We start from the raw sequence: 16,752 nt of genomic DNA on the forward strand, positions 1-16,752 counted from the left end.
GGCTCTTTCCCTTTAGTCGATGACTTTCGGAACCAGGTACAGGCCGTTTTCGACCGCTGGCGCGATGGACTGGTAAGCCTCGCGATTATTGCGCTCGGTCACGACGTCGGCGCGCAGGCGCTGGCTGGCTTCCAGCGGGTGAGCCAGGGGCTCGATGCCGTCGGTATTCACGGCTTGCATTTGGTCGACCAGCCCGAGAATGCTGTTCAGGGCTGCGGTGGTCTGTGGAAGATCGGCTTCATTGAGGCCCAGGCAGGCCAAATGAGCGATTTTTTCCACGTCGGAGCGTTCAAGCGCCATGGGATTCTCCAGTGGAAAACAGAACGGAAGCTATCCGTGTGTTAGATTGTAGGAACACTACCGCATTTCTACGGTCATATGGCCGCGATTGTGGGGGTTGGTGCACAGAAAGTCGGCCAATTTAGCACATTGGCGCCTTGCCCAAAATCCCTGTCGTTGTTAGAGTTTGCCGCACTTTTTTACCCACGCGTTGCCTAGGGTCCCTTTCCCATGTTCAAGAAACTGCGTGGCATGTTTTCCAGCGATCTTTCCATCGACCTGGGCACTGCCAACACCCTTATTTACGTGCGCGAGCGCGGTATCGTCCTGAATGAGCCATCGGTTGTGGCCATTCGGACCCATGGTAATCAGAAAAGTGTCGTTGCCGTTGGCACCGAGGCCAAGCGCATGTTGGGCCGAACACCGGGCAACATTGCTGCCATTCGTCCGATGAAGGATGGCGTGATTGCTGACTTCAGTGTCTGCGAAAAGATGCTGCAGTACTTCATCAACAAGGTTCACGAAAACAGTTTCCTGCAGCCCAGCCCTCGTGTGCTGATCTGCGTTCCGTGCAAGTCCACCCAGGTGGAACGTCGTGCCATCCGTGAATCGGCCCTTGGCGCCGGTGCCCGTGAAGTGTTCCTGATTGAAGAGCCAATGGCCGCTGCGATCGGTGCCGGCCTGCCGGTTGAAGAAGCGCGCGGTTCGATGGTGGTGGATATCGGTGGTGGTACCACTGAAATCGCCCTGATCTCCCTCAATGGTGTGGTGTATGCCGAATCCGTACGGGTTGGCGGCGACCGCTTCGACGAAGCGATCATCACCTACGTGCGTCGCAACTACGGCAGCCTGATCGGCGAATCCACCGCCGAGCGCATCAAGCAGGAAATCGGTACCGCTTACCCGGGCGGCGAAGTTCGCGAAGTCGATGTTCGCGGTCGCAACCTGGCCGAAGGCGTTCCACGTGCCTTCACCCTGAACTCCAATGAAGTGCTGGAAGCTCTGCAAGAGTCCCTGGCCACCATCGTTCAGGCGGTGAAGAGCGCCCTGGAGCAATCGCCTCCGGAACTGGCTTCCGATATCGCCGAGCGTGGCCTGGTACTGACCGGTGGTGGCGCCTTGCTGCGCGACCTCGACAAGTTGCTGGCCCAGGAAACCGGTTTGCCAGTGATCGTCGCTGAAGACCCGTTGACCTGCGTCGCCCGCGGCGGTGGCCGTGCACTGGAAATGATGGATAAACACACCATGGACCTGCTCTCCAGCGAATAAGAATTTGCTGGTTTGCCCATGTTTCGCTCACAGGCAGCACTTTGCAGTGCTGCCTGTTGGCGTTTATCTTCTTCAATCTGCATCCAGGCCGGTTTGATGCCGTATGAATAAAGAAAACATTTGCCTGGGAGGAGCGGCTTATTAAACCGCTTTTTTCCAAAGGCCCCTCATTGGGCGTGCGCCTGTTGGTGCTGGTCGTGCTATCGGTTGCGCTGATGGTGGTCGATGCCCGCTTCACACTGCTCAAGCCAGTGCGTAGCCAGATGTCGCTGGTCCTGATGCAGACGTACTGGATCACTGACCTGCCGCAGCGTCTCTATCAGGGTGTCGCCAGTCAATTTGGCAGCCGCACCGAACTGGTGGCGGAGAACGAAAAACTCAAGACCGAAAACCTGCTGCTGCAGGGGCGCATGCAAAAGCTCGCGGCCCTCACCGAGCAGAACGTTCGGCTGCGCGAGTTGCTCAATTCCTCTGCGCTGGTCAATGAGAAGGTCGAAGTGGCCGAGTTGATCGGTATGGATCCGAACCCCTTCACCCATCGCATCATCATCAACAAGGGTGAGCGCGACGGCGTAGTCCTTGGCCAACCGGTGCTCGATGCCCGTGGCTTGATGGGCCAGGTGGTGGAGTTGATGCCTTATACCTCCCGCGTGCTGTTGCTGACCGACACCACCCACAGCATCCCGGTGCAAGTCAACCGCAACGGCCTGCGGGCGATTGCCAGCGGTACCGGTAACCCGGAACGCCTGGAGTTGCGTCACGTCGCAGACACCGCCGACATCAAGGAAGGCGACCTGCTGGTCAGCTCCGGCCTGGGTCAGCGGTTCCCGGCAGGCTACCCGGTCGCGACGGTCAAGGAAGTGATCCACGATTCCGGCCAGCCGTTCGCCATTGTGCGCGCCGTGCCGACCGCCGCGTTGAACCGCAGCCGTTACCTGTTGCTGGTGTTCAGTGACAACCGCACCCCGGAAGAGCGTGCCAACGAAGCCGCCCAGGCCCAGGAAGCGGAAGACAAGCAAAACGGCACCGCGCCGATCATTCCGGCCACCGTGCCAAAACCGGCGGCACCTGCTGCCCCGGCAGCCGCTCCGGCAACGCCAGCCGCGCCGGTTGCGACACCGGTCAAGCCTGTGGCCCATAGCGCGCGTCCGGCCAAGCCTGCGGCTGCAACACCTGCCGCTGCCAAACCGCCCGCCGCCGCCAAACCACCGGCCGCGGCCCCGGCAACCACTCGGCAGAGGGAAGAATAATGGCCGGTACTCATTCGCGTAACGGCTGGATCGTCTGGCTGACCTTTGCCATCGGCTTGCTGCTCAGCGTTTCGCCGCTGCCGCAATTCATGGAGATCCTGCGCCCGCTGTGGCTCGCCTTGCTGCTGGCGTTCTGGGCCCTGGCGCTGCCGCACAAGGTCGGGATGGTCACGGCCATGTGCCTGGGGCTGATGGAGGATGTGCTCTACGGCACCCTGCTCGGGCAGAACGCGTTGATCCTGACCCTGATTACCTTCCTGGTGCTGTCATTGCAGCAGCGCCTGCGGATGTTCCCGATGTGGCAACAGTGCCTGGTGATCCTGGTGATCTTCGGCCTGGCGCAGTTGGTACAGCTGTGGCTCAGCGCCTTGACCGGCAACCGCCAACCGACCCTGGCGCTGGTGTTGCCCGCGCTGGTCAGCGCGCTGTTGTGGCCCTGGGTCAGTTTTGGCCTGCGTGGATTGCGTCGTCGCTATAAAATCAATTGAATGGATCGCGAGGCTCTGCCTGGTTATCGAACCCTACAGGGAGAGTCTGCATGAATTCGCTTTATCTGGCCTCGGGCTCCCCGAGGCGGCGTGAGCTGCTGACACAGATCGGCGTGCCGTTCACCGTCGTCAGCGCCGCCATTGATGAAACTCCCCTTACAAATGAATCGCCCGCGTCCTACGTAGAACGCCTGGCGCGCGGCAAGGCTGCGGCCGGTCGAGCGACCTTGGCCGATGCCACCGGCGCCTGTGTGCTGGGCGCGGACACAGCCGTGATCCTCGACGGCCGGATCCTCGGTAAACCCGTGGATCAAGCCGATGCCCTGGCCATGTTGCTGGCCCTTTCCGAGCGTGAACACGAAGTGTTGACGGCCATTGCCCTGATTGACGGCCAGCGTTGCGAAACGCAGCTGGTCAGCAGTCGTGTGCGCTTTCGCAGGATTTCAGCGGACGAAGCCACCACTTATTGGCACAGCGGCGAGCCCCAGGACAAAGCGGGCGGCTATGCTATCCAAGGCTTGGCGGCGGTGTTCGTCGCCGGACTCAATGGCAGCTACTCTGCCGTCGTTGGCCTGCCGGTCTGCGAAACCGCAGAACTGCTGGGCCAATTCGGCATACCCTGTTGGCAAAACCTTACCGTGCGCTAAACGCCGTATTCCAGCGCCAAGCCTTAAGCGATCGGTCACTATTGTGAAAACGCCTGAACGAGACCCAGCCATGAGTGAAGAGATTCTGATCAATATCACGCCGATGGAATCGCGCGTGGCGGTGGTAGAGAACGGTGTTCTGCAAGAAGTGCACGTCGAGCGCACCCAAAAGCGCGGGATCGTCGGGAATATTTATAAAGGCAAGGTCGTGCGTGTGTTGCCGGGGATGCAAGCGGCGTTCGTCGACATCGGCCTGGACCGCGCTGCGTTTATCCATGCTTCGGAAATCTCCCTGCGAGAAGGCCCTGCGGTTGAAAGCATCAGCGCCCTGGTGCACGAAGGGCAGAGCCTGGTGGTGCAAGTCACCAAGGATCCGATTGGCTCAAAGGGCGCACGGCTGACCACGCAACTGTCGATTCCTTCGCGCTACCTGGTGTACATGCCGCGCACGGCCCACGTCGGTATTTCCCTGAAAATCGAAGATGAAGCCGAGCGCGAGCGCCTGAAAAAGGTGGTCAGTGACTGCGTGGCGCTGGAAGGCATCAAGGAGGCCGGCGGCTTTATCCTGCGTACTGCCGCAGAAGGTGCCGGTGCCGATGAAATCCTCATGGACATCCGCTACCTGCGCCGCCTCTGGGACCAGATCGGCGCGCAGATCAAGACCATCGGCGCCCCGAGCGTGATCTACGAAGACCTCGGCCTGGCCCTGCGCACCTTGCGCGACCTGGTCAGCCCGAAGATCGAGAAAATTCGCATCGACTCGCGGGAAACCTTCCAGCGCACTACGCAATTTGTTGCCGAGTTGATGCCGGAAATCGCCGATCGCCTGGAGCATTACCCGGGCGAGCGGCCGATTTTCGACCTGTATGGCGTCGAAGACGAAATCCAGAAAGCCCTTGAGCGCAAAGTGCCGCTCAAGTCCGGCGGTTACCTGGTAGTGGACCCGGCGGAAGCCATGAGCACTATCGACGTGAATACCGGTGCCTTTGTGGGCCATCGCAATCTCGAAGAAACCATCTTCAAGACCAACCTCGAAGCGGCCACCGCGATCGCCCGCCAGCTGCGCCTGCGCAACCTGGGCGGGATCATCATCATCGACTTCATCGACATGGAAGACGAAGAGCACCAGCGCCAGGTGCTGCGTACCCTGGAGAAGCAACTGGAGCGCGATCACGCCAAGACCAACATCATCGGCATCACCGAGCTGGGCCTGGTGCAGATGACCCGCAAGCGCACCCGCGAAAGCCTCGAGCAAGTGCTGTGCGAGCCGTGCAGCAGTTGCCAGGGGCGCGGTAAGTTAAAGACCCCGGAAACGGTTTGCTACGAGATTTTCCGGGAAATCTTACGGGAGGCACGCGCCTACCAGGCCGAGGGCTATAGAGTCCTGGCTAACCAGAAGGTGGTCGACCGTTTGCTGGATGAAGAATCCGGCAACGTAGCCGAGCTGGAGGGTTTTATCGGGCGCACCATTCGCTTCCAGGTCGAAACCATGTATTCCCAGGAACAATATGACGTGGTGCTGCTCTGATTCGCGTTAGTTCTTATCAACGAGACGGGCAGGCCTTGATCTGCCGTCCGACTATTGCCTTTGAGGGTCGCCTGACATGGAGCGTCTGATACGCTTTTTTGCCGCATTGACCCGCTGGGGCCTCGGCCTGTGCGCCTTGCTGCTGGTATTGGCGGCGGTGTACGTGAGCCTGGGCCGTGAATTGACGCCGTTGGTGGCGGAATACCGTGGCGAAATCGAGGCCAAGGCGCGTATTGCACTGGATATGCCCGTGAACATCGGCAGCCTGGAAGGGCGCTGGAGTGGCTTCGCGCCGGTATTGTTGGCTCACGACGTGATGGTCGGCGAGGGCAGCAGCGCCCTGCGCCTGGACCAGGTGCAAGTGGTGCCGGATATCTGGGCCAGCCTGCTGGCGCGTGAAGTGCGCATTGCCCACCTGGAAGTCAGCGGCCTGCAAGTCAGCGTGAAGGAAGACCAGGACGGCCACTGGGCGCTGCAAGGCCTGCCGGTGCAGGATGACCAGCCGCTGGATCCCGAACAACTGCTGACGCGCATGCAAATGGTCGGGCAGGTTTCATTGCTCGACAGCCAGGTGACGCTGCAGCCGTTCGACCAGGCTCCGCTGACCTTGACCTATGTCGGCGTGAGCCTGCAGACCGGCGCCAACCGCCAGCGCCTGGACGCGCGCCTGACCCTGCCCGACGGCCAGCCCCTGGCGTTGAACCTGCGCACCCGAATCCGCGCCAGCCAGTGGAAAGACGGCGAAGCCGAGGCTTACCTGAGCTTGCCCCAGAGTGACTGGGCAAAATGGATCCCGGCAAAACTGACCCAGCAATGGAAACTTACCGAACTCAAGGCCGGCGGCGAATTCTGGCTGACCTGGGCCAAGGGCACCGTGCAAAGCGCCGCCGTGCGCCTCAACGCCCCGCAGCTCAAGGGCAGCTATGCCGATCGCAAGCCGACTCATATTGAGAACCTGGCCCTCACTGCGTACCTGCAACGCAGTGACAGCGGCCTCAAGGTGCTGTTTGACTCGCTCGCAATGAACCTCGGCGACACCCGCTGGGAATCGCGCCTGCAACTGCAGCAAACCCTGGCCACCGACAAGGCCCAGGAAGTCTGGAACCTGCAGGCCGATCGCCTCGACCTGACGCCGATCACGCCATTGCTGCACGCCTTGGCACCCTTGCCGGAAGCCGTGGCCACCACCCTGGATCATCTGAAGGCCACCGGCACGCTGCGGAACGTGTTGCTGGATTATCGGCCTCAAGACACCACCGACCAGCGCGTGAGCTTCGCGGCCAACCTCGACCGTATTGGTTTCGACGCTTACTTCGGCGCGCCGGCAGCCCGCAATGTCAGCGGCAGCATCAGCGGTGACCTGGGCAAGGGTGAGCTGCGCATGGACAGCAAGGATTTCTCCTTGCACCTGTTTCCGATCTTCGCCAAGCCCTGGCAGTACATCCAGGCCAACGCCCGCCTGACGTGGAAGCTCGACAAGGAAGGCTTCACCCTGATCGCGCCGTATATCAAGGTGCTGGGCGAGGAGGGCAAGGTCGCCGCCGACTTCCTGATTCGCCTGCATTTCGACCATAGCCAGGAAGACTACATGGACCTGCGGGTCGGTATGGTCGACGGCGATGGGCGCTTCACCCCCAAATACCTGCCGGCGGTGTTGAGCCCGGCACTCGATGAGTGGCTGCGCACTGCGATTCTCAAGGGGGCAGTGGACGAGGGCTTCTTCCAGTACCAAGGCTCGCTGAACCACGACGCACTGCCTGCCTCGCGCAATATCAGCCTGTTCTTCAAGGTGCATGATGCCGAGCTGGCATTCCAGCCGGGCTGGCCGCACGTGAGCAAGGTCAAGGGTGAAGTGTTTGTCGAGGAAAGCGGCGTGCGCATCCTGGCCAGCAAGGGCCAGTTGCTCGACACCAAGGTCAATGATATCTACGTCAACATTCCCCACGCCCCCGAAGGCAAGGACAGCCACCTGCTGCTCACCGGCAACTTTGCCGGTGGCCTGGGCGATGGCCTGAAAATCCTTCAGGAAGCGCCGATCGGCACCGCCTCGACCTTCGCCGGCTGGAAAGGCGAGGGCGACCTGCAAGGCAAGCTGGACCTGGATATTCCCCTGGCCAAGGGCGCCGATCCCAAGATCGTGGTGGATTTCAAGACCGACAAGTCCCGCCTGCAACTGGCCGAGCCTACGCTGGACCTGAGCCAGCTCAAGGGTGATTTCCGCTTCGACAGCGCCAAGGGCCTGAGTGGCCAGAACATCAGCGCCCAGGCCTTCGACCGACCGATCACCGCGCAGATTTTCGCCGATGGCAAGCCAGGCGACCTCAACACCCGCGTCACCGCGAAAGGGCAGGTGACCGTCAAGCGGCTGACTGACTGGCTGAAGGTCAGCCAGCCGTTGCCGGTGTCCGGCGATATCCCCTACCAATTGCAGCTCAACCTCGATGGCGCCGACAGCCAGTTGATGGTCAGCTCCAACCTCAAGGGCGTGGCCGTGGACCTGCCGGCGCCGTTCGGCATGCCGGCGAGCCAGGGCCGCGACAGTGTGTTCCGCATGACCTTGCAGGGTAAGGAGCGCCGTTACTGGTTCGATTATGGCGAGTTGGGCAGCTTCACCTTCGCCGCCCCGGCGGACAATTTCGCCGACGGCCGGGGTGAGCTGTTCCTGGGAGATGGCGATGCGGTGTTGCCGGCCGGCAAGGGCTTGCGAATCCGCGGCGTGTTGTCGGAGCTGGATATCGACCCCTGGAAAAAGCTCGTGGACCGCTACGCCGGCAACGACCCGGGTGGCAGTGCCAAGCAGTTGTTGAGCGGGGCCGATTTCAAGGTCGGCAAGCTGACCGGTTTCGGCACCCAGTTCGACCAGGTCAGCTTGCAGCTGGACCGCAAACCCGCTGCCTGGGGCTTGCAGTTCGACAGCCAGCAGGCCAAGGGTACCGTGGGGTTGCCGGACGCCAAGGGCGCGCCGATTGCAGTCAACCTGCAGTACGTGAAGCTGCCTGCGGTGGATCCGACCGTGCAGGCGGATGAAAATGCGCCGGACCCATTGGCTGATGTTGATCCCAAGGATATTCCCGCGCTGGATATCTCGATTGCCCAGTTGTTCCAGGGCCCGGACCTGGTAGGTGCCTGGTCTCTGAAAGTTCGTCCGACCACCAGGGGCATGGCGTTCAACAGCCTGAACCTGGGGCTCAAGGGCATGGTGCTCCAGGGCGCCGGCGGTTGGGAAGGTGCACCCGGTGCCAGCAGCAGTTGGTACAAGGGCCGCCTCGATGGCAAGAACATTGGCGACGTGCTCAAGGGCTGGGGATTTGCGCCGAGCGTGACCAGCGAAGATTTTCACGTGGACGTGGACGGCCGCTGGCCGGGTTCGCCGGCCTGGGTAGGTCCCAAGCGTTTCTCCGGCAGCCTGGACGCCAGTTTCCGCAAAGGCCAGTTTGTTGAAGTGGACGGCGGTGCGCAGGCCCTGCGGGTGTTTGGCTTGCTGAACTTCAACTCCATCGGTCGCCGGCTGCGCCTGGACTTCTCGGACTTGCTTGGCAAGGGCTTGAGTTATGACCGGGTCAAGGGCTTGCTGGCCGCCAGTAACGGCGTGTTTGTAACCCGTGAGCCGATCACCATGACGGGCCCGTCGAGTAACCTGGAGATCAACGGCACCCTGGACCTGGTGGCAGACCGCGTCGATGCCAAGTTGCTGGTGACGCTGCCGGTCACCAACAACCTGCCGATTGCTGCATTGATCGTCGGCGCGCCGGCCATTGGCGGGGCGCTGTTCCTGATCGACAAGCTGATTGGCGACCGTGTTTCGCGTTTCGCCAGCGTACAGTACAAGGTAGAAGGCCCGTGGAAGGACCCGAAAATCACCTTCGACAAGCCATTTGAAAAGCCAAACTGAGTACCTGTGGAGTAGCATGGCCGCATGCCTTTTCTGGAGTGTGGGCCCATGTCCTTTGCGGTAATTCAAATGGTCAGCCAAAGCGATGTGCTGGCCAACCTGGCTCAGGCTCGGCGCCTGCTGGAGCAAGCGGCGGCGGGCGGTGCAAGGCTTGCGGTACTCCCGGAAAACTTCGCCGCCATGGGCCGTCGCGATGTGGCCGATATCGGTCGCGCCGAGGCCTTGGGCGAAGGTCCGATCCTGCCATGGTTGAAACAGACCGCCCGCGACCTCACCTTATGGATAGTGGCCGGCACTTTGCCGCTGCCTCCAAAGGATCAACCGAACGCCAAGTCCAATGCCTGCTCGCTGCTGATCGATGATCAGGGCGAAATCGTTGCCCGCTACGACAAGCTGCACCTGTTCGATGTCGATGTGGCCGATGCCCGGGGTCGTTATCGTGAATCCGATGACTATGCTCATGGTAGCCAGGTGGTCGTGGCGGATACGCCGGTCGGCCGCCTGGGGCTGACGGTGTGTTACGACTTGCGCTTCCCGGAGCTATACAGCGAATTGCGCGCTGCGGGTGCCGAGTTGATCACCGCGCCCTCGGCCTTTACAGCGGTAACCGGCGCCGCGCACTGGGATGTGCTGATCCGTGCGCGTGCCATCGAGACCCAGTGCTACCTGCTGGCGGCCGCCCAGGGTGGCGTGCATCCGGGGCCCAGGGAAACCTTCGGGCATGCAGCGATCATCGACCCATGGGGGCGGGTGCTGGCACAACAGGATCAAGGCGAGGCGGTGTTGTTGGCCGAACGCGATAGCAGCGAACAGGCGTCGATACGGACGCGCATGCCGGTGGCGGGCCACCGGCGCTTTTTCTCGCAGGGCGCACAGCGACCTGCTTCAGAACGATGAATTTAAGGCCAAACCTATGAGCGAGTTGTTGTCCTCAGTCAGTGAACACCTCCTGGCGCCTGGTGGCGTGACCATCGAAAGCTTGCAAACGGTCCTCGGCGATCTGGCCGGGCCAGGCATCGACGCGGCCGACCTGTATTTCCAGGGGCAGATTTCCGAGTCCTGGGCCCTGGAAGACGGGATCGTCAAGGAAGGCAGCTTCAACCTCGACCAAGGCGTGGGTGTGCGTGCGCAGTCCGGTGAAAAAACCGGCTTTGCCTACAGCAACGCCATCACCCTGGAAGCCCTGGGGCTGGCGGCTCGTGCAGCGCGTTCGATCTCCCGTGCCGGGCAAAACGGCACGGTGCAGGCGTTCAGCACCCAGGACGTGGCCCAGCTGTATGCCCCGGATAACCCATTGGAAGTGATCAGCCGCGCCGAAAAGGTCGAGCTGCTCAAGCGTGTTGACGCGGCGACCCGCGCCCTGGATCCGCGTATCCAGCAAGTCACCGTAAGCATGGCCGGGGTGTGGGAACGCATCCTCGTGGCCTCCACCGATGGCGGCCTGGCGGCGGATGTGCGGCCGCTGGTGCGCTTCAATGTCAGCGTGATCGTCGAACAGAATGGCCGTCGCGAGCGCGGTGGCCATGGCGGCGGTGGGCGTACCGACTACCGTTATTTCCTCACCGAAGACCGCGCCATGGGGTATGCCCGTGAAGCGTTGCGCCAGGCCCTGGTCAATCTGGAAGCAATTCCGGCCCCGGCGGGTACGTTGCCGGTGGTGTTGGGCTCTGGCTGGTCCGGCGTGTTGCTGCATGAAGCGGTGGGCCACGGCCTGGAAGGTGATTTCAACCGCAAGGGCAGTTCCGCCTACAGCGGGCGCATGGGCGAGATGGTTGCGTCCAGGCTCTGCACCATCGTCGATGACGGTACCCTGGCCGGGCGTCGCGGTTCGTTGAGCGTCGATGACGAAGGCACCCCGACCGAGTGCACCACACTGATCGAAAACGGTGTGCTCAAGGGCTACATGCAAGACAAGCTCAACGCGCGCCTGATGGGCGTGGCCCGCACCGGTAACGGTCGTCGCGAGTCCTACGCGCACCTGCCGATGCCGCGCATGACCAACACCTACATGCTCGGCGGCGAAAGCGATCCGGCCGAAATCATCGCCTCGGTGAAACGCGGCATCTACTGCGCCAACCTCGGTGGGGGGCAGGTGGATATCACCAGCGGCAAGTTCGTGTTCTCCACCAGCGAGGCGTATTTGATCGAAGACGGCAAGATCACCGCGCCGGTCAAGGGTGCAACGTTGATTGGCAACGGCCCGGAAGCCATGAGCAAGGTGTCGATGGTCGGTAACGACCTGTCGCTGGACAGCGGTGTGGGGACGTGCGGCAAGGATGGTCAGTCGGTGCCGGTGGGTGTCGGCCAGCCAACCTTGAAAATCGATGCGATCACCGTGGGTGGCACGGGGTCGTAAGAACGGGAGCTTCGGGTGGCGAAGGCCGCCACCCGGGGAAGAGGGTCAGCGCAGGCCGCGTTGACTATCGTCCAGCTCACGGATGTATTTGAAGATTTTTCGGCTGGAGGCCGGTGGCTTGCTTTGCGCCAGTTCGTGCTGGGCCTGACGGATCAGGGAGCGCAATTGTTGGCGATCGGCATCCGGGTACTCGATGACGAACTTCTCCAGTACCGCGTCATCGCCAGCGATCAGGCGATCACGCCAGCGTTCCAGGTTATGGAAGCGCTCGTTGTACTGGCGAGTGGAGGCATCGAGTTGATCGAGCAACGTCAGAATGGCGTCAGTGTCCTGGTCGCGCATCAGTTTGCCGATGAACATGAGGTGCCGTTTACGCGCGATATTCGCGGTGTGCTTGGGCGCATCGTTCAGAGCCCGGCGCAGGGCGTCGGTCAATGGCAGTTTTGCACACAAGTCAGGCTTGAGTGTTGTAAGGCGCTCGCCGAGGTCAACCAGAGCATGCAGCTCGCGTTTGACCTGAGATTTGCTTTTCTCCCCATCGAGGGAGTCGTCGTAAGAATCAACCATGGTGGCAGTCCGCAAAGAAACGCCGCCATGATAACCAGTCGGGGGCCGCTTGTCCGGCCCGGTCGCTAGAAGGCCTTAACCGAAAGCAGAATTTGAGTGGAGAAAACCATGAGTGCAGCCCAAAGCGTCGGTCCGCAAGCGTTACCGGCACTGCAGGAACAAGTCGAGCAGATCATTGCCGAGGCCAAGCGCCAGGGGGCCAGTGCCTGTGAAGTGGCGGTGTCCCTGGAGCAGGGGTTGTCGACATCGGTGCGCCAGCGGGAAGTGGAAACCGTCGAATTCAACCGCGACCAGGGGTTTGGCATCACCTTGTACGTGGGCCAGCGCAAGGGCTCGGCCAGCACTTCTGCCAGCGGCCCGGAAGCGATTCGCGAAACCGTTGCAGCAGCGCTGGCGATTGCCAAGCACACCTCCGAAGATGAAAGCTCCGGCCTGGCTGATGCAGCCCTGATGGCTCGGGACTTGAAGGATTTTGACCTGTTCCATGCCTGGGACATCACCCCGGAACAGGCTATTGAACAGGCTTTGACCTGTGAAGCGGCGGCATTCGATGCCGACAGCCGGATCAAGAACGCCGATGGCACCACCTTGAGTACTCATCAGGGTTGCCGCGTATACGGCAACAGCCACGGTTTTATCGGCGGTTATGCCTCGACGCGTCACAGCCTGAGTTGCGTGATGATCGCCGAAGCCAACGGCCAGATGCAGCGTGATTACTGGTACGACGTGAACCGCCAGGGCGAATTGCTGATGGACCCGGTACTCATCGGCCAGCGTGCCGCGCAGCGTGCTGCCAGCCGCCTGGGCGCGCGCCCGGTGCCGACCTGTGAAGTGCCGGTGTTGTTCTCGGCGGAACTGGCCGGTGGTTTGTTCGGCAGTTTCCTTGGGGCGATTTCCGGCGGCAACCTGTACCGCAAGTCGTCGTTCCTGGAAGGTGCGATTGGCCAGAAGCTGTTCCCGGAATGGCTGACCATCGATGAGCGCCCGCACCTGATGCGCGCCATGGGCAGTTCGTCGTTTGACGGTGATGGCCTGGCCACCTATGCCAAGCCGTTCGTCGAGAACGGTGAGCTGGTGTCCTATGTGCTGGGCACCTACGCCGGTCGCAAACTCGGCCTGCCAAGCACCGCCAACTCCGGTGGCGTACACAACCTGTTCATCACCCATGGCGATGAAGACCAGGCGGCGCTGTTGCGGCGCATGGGCCGTGGCTTGCTGGTCACCGAGTTGATGGGCCATGGTCTGAATATGGTCACGGGTGATTACTCCCGTGGTGCGGCGGGTTTCTGGGTGGAAAACGGCGAAATCCAGTTCGCCGTGCAGGAAGTGACCATCGCGGGCAACATGCGTGACATGTTCAAGCAGATTGTCGCGGTGGGTAATGACCTGGAACTGCGCAGCAACATCCGCACCGGTTCGGTGTTGATCGAAAAGATGACCGTCGCCGGCAGCTAATCCGCCGACAGACGCCATAAAGAAGGCGCGCCACCCATTGGGTGGCGCGCCTTTTTTTGTGCCTGGAATTCCGAGTGATTCCCTCAGGCTCTTGTTTTGATTCTCAATATCATTTAATAATAAATATCATTACCGAATGAGTGTGGATCATGAGTTCTGTCCTGCATGAGGATCCCTACCTGGAAAGCTGGCGTTGGATGAGTCGTCAGATTCGTTGCGGCCTTGCTCCCGACGAGCCCCGCCTGATCGAACATTACCTGGCCGAAGGCCGGTACCTCGCCTGTTGCACTGCGACCCACCCGTGGACCATCGGCGAAACCTCATTCCGCCTGCTGCTGGACACCGCCTCCGACATCGCCTTGCCCTGGCACTGGCGGTCCATGTGCTTGGACCAGGCCTGGCGCCCGTTGCGCGACCTGGAAAAACTTTCCCACTGTGCCTGCCGCCTAAAGCGCTGGCAGGCCTTTGCCTGGCAATTGGCGACCTGCGAATTGCTTCCATCCATTTCTCACTCTGACCTGGTGCAAGGATCTTCCGATGAGTAACACCCGTATCGAACGCGACAGCATGGGCGAACTGCAAGTGCCCGCCGAAGCCTTGTATGGCGCGCAAACCCAGCGTGCGGTGAACAACTTTCCCATCAGCCACCAGCGCATGCCGGCGCAGTTCATTCGTGCGTTGATCCTGGCCAAGGCTGCCGCCGCTAAAGCCAACGTCGAGCTGAAACAACTGAGCGAAGCCCAGGGCAAGGCCATCGTTGATGCCGCCCAAGGCTTGCTGGAAGGCGATTTCATGCAGCATTTCCCGGTGGATATCTTCCAGACCGGTTCCGGCACCAGCTCCAACATGAACGCCAACGAAGTGATTGCGACCCTCGCCAGCCGCTTGCTGGGCGAGCCGGTCAACCCTAACGATCACGTCAACTGCGGCCAGAGCAGCAATGACATCATCCCCACCACCATTCACGTCAGCGCGGCACTGGTGCTGCACGAACAGACCCTGCCGGCGCTGCTGCACCTGGTCCAGGTGATCGAGCACAAGGCCGAGGAGGTGCACCGTTTCGTCAAGACCGGTCGGACGCATCTGATGGACGCCATGCCGGTGCGCATGAGCCAGGTGCTCAATGGCTGGGCGCAGCAGCTCAAGGCCAATATCGGCCATCTGCAAGACCTGCTGCCGAGCTTGCAGGCGCTGGCCCAGGGTGGCACTGCAGTCGGCACCGGGATCAATGCGCATCCGGAGTTTGCAGCGCGCTTCAGCCAGCAACTGAGCAGCCTGACCCACGTCCAGTTCACCCCAGGCAAGAACCTGTTCGCGCTGATCGGCTCCCAGGACACGGCCGTCGCGGTCTCCGGGCAGCTCAAGACCACCGCCGTGTCCCTGATGAAAATCGCCAACGACCTGCGCTGGATGAACTCCGGCCCATTGGCGGGCCTTGGTGAAATCGAGCTGGAAGGCCTGCAGCCGGGCTCTTCGATCATGCCCGGCAAGGTCAACCCGGTGATCCCGGAAGCCACCGCCATGGTTGCCGCACAAGTCATCGGCAACGACACGGTGATTACCATCGCCGGCCAGTCCGGCAACTTCGAACTCAACGTGATGCTGCCGATCATTGCCCAGAACCTGCTCGGCAGCCTGGAGTTGCTGGCCAACTCCAGCCGACTGCTGGCCGACAAGGCCATCGCCAGCTTCAAGGTCAACGAAGCCAAGCTCAAGGAAGCGCTGTCGCGCAATCCGATCCTGGTGACCGCACTGAACCCGATCATCGGTTACCAAAAGGCCGCCGAAATCGCCAAGAAGGCCTATCAACAAGGCCGTCCGGTGATTGATGTGGCGCTCGAACATACCGACTTGCCCCGCAGCCAACTGGAAATCCTGCTGGATCCGGAAAAGCTCACGGCTGGCGGCGTGTAATCACCGACCCTGCTTTGGAGGCTCACCATGGAGCACTGGAAACGCACGATCGAACGGGCCAATCGCTGCTTTATGGCGGGCGAGCTGGTAGATGCCCGCGAGGCCTACCTGCAAGCCCTGGCCCTGGCTCAAGTGTTGTTTGAGCGCTGGGCGGATGCCGACGAAGCGGTGGCGGCTTGCGTCATTTCCCATCACAACCTGGCCGATCTGCACTTGCGCCTGAACCAGCCGGAAGAAAGCGCGGAATACCTCTGCGCCATTCACCAGCGCCTGTTGCAGACCATGCAAGACACCCGTCTTAACCCGCTATTGCGGGAAGCGGCCCTGCGTCAGAGCAGCAAGACCTACGTCGAACTGCTGAATTTCATCAGCGATCACGGTGAGTACCCACGTACCCACCGCCTGCTGGGCAGCAACGTGGCGCCATCGGATGCGTCGACCCGCAACAGCCCTTTTTATGGAGCTCATTGATATGTCCTACACCTTGCCGGCCTTGCCTTACGCCTACGATGCCCTTGAACCGCATATCGACGCGCAAACCATGGAGATCCACTACACCAAGCACCACCAGACCTACATCAACAACCTCAACGCAGCCGTCGAAGGCACCGAGTTTGCCGCTTGGCCGGTGGAGAAACTGGTGTCCAGCGTCCAGCAACTGCCGGAAAAGCTCCGGGCGGCGGTGATCAACCAGGGCGGCGGCCACGCCAACCACTCGTTGTTCTGGGCTGTCATGTCGCCCAAGGGCGGCGGCAAGCCAGACGGCGCGCTGGGTAACGCCATCGACGAGCAGTTGGGCGGTTTCGACGCCTTCAAAGAGGCCTTCACCAAAGCTGCCTTGACCCGTTTCGGCAGCGGCTGGGCGTGGTTGAGCGTGACGCCGCAAAAGACCCTGGTGGTGGAAAGCAGCGGCAACCAGGACAGCCCGTTGATGAACGGCAATACGCCAATCCTCGGCCTGGACGTCTGGGAACACGCTTATTACCTGCTGTACCAGAACCGTCGTCCGGAATACATCAATGCGTTCTACAGCGTCATCAACTGGCCGGAAGTTGCCGGCCGCTACCAGGCTGCGCTGGGCTGAAACTCCTCTATAACAAGATCTAA

The 16,752-nt window shown here is 61.4% G+C and carries 15 protein-coding genes; 13 read left to right on the plus strand and 2 right to left on the minus strand.

Features of this window, described 5'->3' with window-relative positions; all coding sequences use genetic code 11:
- Positions 1–12 precede the first annotated feature (12 nt).
- Positions 13–300 carry an Asp-tRNA(Asn)/Glu-tRNA(Gln) amidotransferase subunit GatC gene (gene gatC, locus HX839_RS11730; protein WP_003216077.1) on the minus strand — a complete coding sequence of 96 codons (288 nt, stop codon included), beginning with the start codon at positions 298–300 and terminating at the stop codon, positions 13–15.
- 210 nt (positions 301–510) lie between these two features.
- Between gatC and mreB the strand changes: the two genes are divergently transcribed.
- From mreB to tldD, 8 genes are all read left to right on the plus strand, one after another.
- Positions 511–1,548 carry a rod shape-determining protein MreB gene (gene mreB / locus HX839_RS11735; RefSeq protein ID WP_002555108.1) on the plus strand — a complete coding sequence of 346 codons (1,038 nt, stop codon included), beginning with the start codon at positions 511–513 and terminating at the stop codon, positions 1,546–1,548.
- A 140-nt stretch (positions 1,549–1,688) separates the two neighbouring features.
- Complete coding sequence (gene mreC / locus HX839_RS11740; protein WP_080673268.1) at positions 1,689–2,798, plus strand: rod shape-determining protein MreC; 1,110 nt, start codon at positions 1,689–1,691, stop codon at positions 2,796–2,798.
- Complete coding sequence (gene mreD, locus HX839_RS11745; RefSeq protein ID WP_003216081.1) at positions 2,798–3,286, plus strand: rod shape-determining protein MreD; 489 nt, start codon at positions 2,798–2,800, stop codon at positions 3,284–3,286. The genes mreC and mreD overlap by 1 nt, the downstream gene beginning before the upstream one ends.
- Before the next feature lie 50 nt (positions 3,287–3,336).
- Complete coding sequence (locus HX839_RS11750; RefSeq protein WP_003216083.1) at positions 3,337–3,933, plus strand: nucleoside triphosphate pyrophosphatase; 597 nt, start codon at positions 3,337–3,339, stop codon at positions 3,931–3,933.
- Between the two features lie 70 nt (positions 3,934–4,003).
- Positions 4,004–5,461, plus strand: coding sequence for a ribonuclease G (gene rng / locus HX839_RS11755; protein ID WP_003216085.1), 1,458 nt, complete (start codon positions 4,004–4,006; stop codon positions 5,459–5,461).
- A gap of 76 nt (positions 5,462–5,537) precedes the next feature.
- Positions 5,538–9,353 (plus strand): YhdP family protein, encoded by a 3,816-nt coding sequence (locus HX839_RS11760; RefSeq protein ID WP_177067074.1) that lies wholly within the window; start codon positions 5,538–5,540, stop codon positions 9,351–9,353.
- Between the two features lie 48 nt (positions 9,354–9,401).
- Positions 9,402–10,250: a carbon-nitrogen hydrolase family protein gene (locus HX839_RS11765; protein ID WP_008437218.1), complete on the plus strand. Its 849-nt coding sequence runs from the start codon at positions 9,402–9,404 to the stop codon at positions 10,248–10,250.
- A gap of 16 nt (positions 10,251–10,266) precedes the next feature.
- Positions 10,267–11,709 (plus strand): metalloprotease TldD, encoded by a 1,443-nt coding sequence (tldD, locus tag HX839_RS11770; protein ID WP_003216090.1) that lies wholly within the window; start codon positions 10,267–10,269, stop codon positions 11,707–11,709.
- 45 nt (positions 11,710–11,754) lie between these two features.
- Here tldD and yjgA read toward each other — a convergent pair whose 3' ends face one another.
- Positions 11,755–12,276 carry a ribosome biogenesis factor YjgA gene (gene yjgA, locus HX839_RS11775; RefSeq protein WP_003216092.1) on the minus strand — a complete coding sequence of 174 codons (522 nt, stop codon included), beginning with the start codon at positions 12,274–12,276 and terminating at the stop codon, positions 11,755–11,757.
- Positions 12,277–12,384: 108 nt separating this feature from the next.
- On the opposite strand from yjgA, the gene pmbA reads away from it, so the two are divergent.
- From pmbA to HX839_RS11800, 5 genes are all read left to right on the plus strand, one after another.
- Positions 12,385–13,731: a metalloprotease PmbA gene (gene pmbA / locus HX839_RS11780; protein WP_003216094.1), complete on the plus strand. Its 1,347-nt coding sequence runs from the start codon at positions 12,385–12,387 to the stop codon at positions 13,729–13,731.
- 149 nt (positions 13,732–13,880) lie between these two features.
- Positions 13,881–14,276, plus strand: a complete 396-nt coding sequence (locus HX839_RS11785) for a FagA protein (protein ID WP_087692868.1) — start codon at positions 13,881–13,883, stop codon at positions 14,274–14,276.
- Positions 14,269–15,645: an aspartate ammonia-lyase gene (locus HX839_RS11790; RefSeq protein WP_008434316.1), complete on the plus strand. Its 1,377-nt coding sequence runs from the start codon at positions 14,269–14,271 to the stop codon at positions 15,643–15,645. The genes HX839_RS11785 and HX839_RS11790 overlap by 8 nt, the downstream gene beginning before the upstream one ends.
- 27 nt (positions 15,646–15,672) lie before the next feature.
- Positions 15,673–16,116, plus strand: a complete 444-nt coding sequence (locus tag HX839_RS11795; protein ID WP_003216099.1) for a hypothetical protein — start codon at positions 15,673–15,675, stop codon at positions 16,114–16,116.
- A 1-nt stretch (position 16,117) separates the two neighbouring features.
- Complete coding sequence (locus HX839_RS11800) at positions 16,118–16,729, plus strand: superoxide dismutase (RefSeq protein ID WP_003216101.1); 612 nt, start codon at positions 16,118–16,120, stop codon at positions 16,727–16,729.
- Positions 16,730–16,752 lie beyond the last annotated feature (23 nt).

The sequence above is a fragment of the Pseudomonas sp. I8001 genome, assembly GCF_013385345.1.
Taxonomy (GTDB): Bacteria; Pseudomonadota; Gammaproteobacteria; order Pseudomonadales; family Pseudomonadaceae; genus Aquipseudomonas.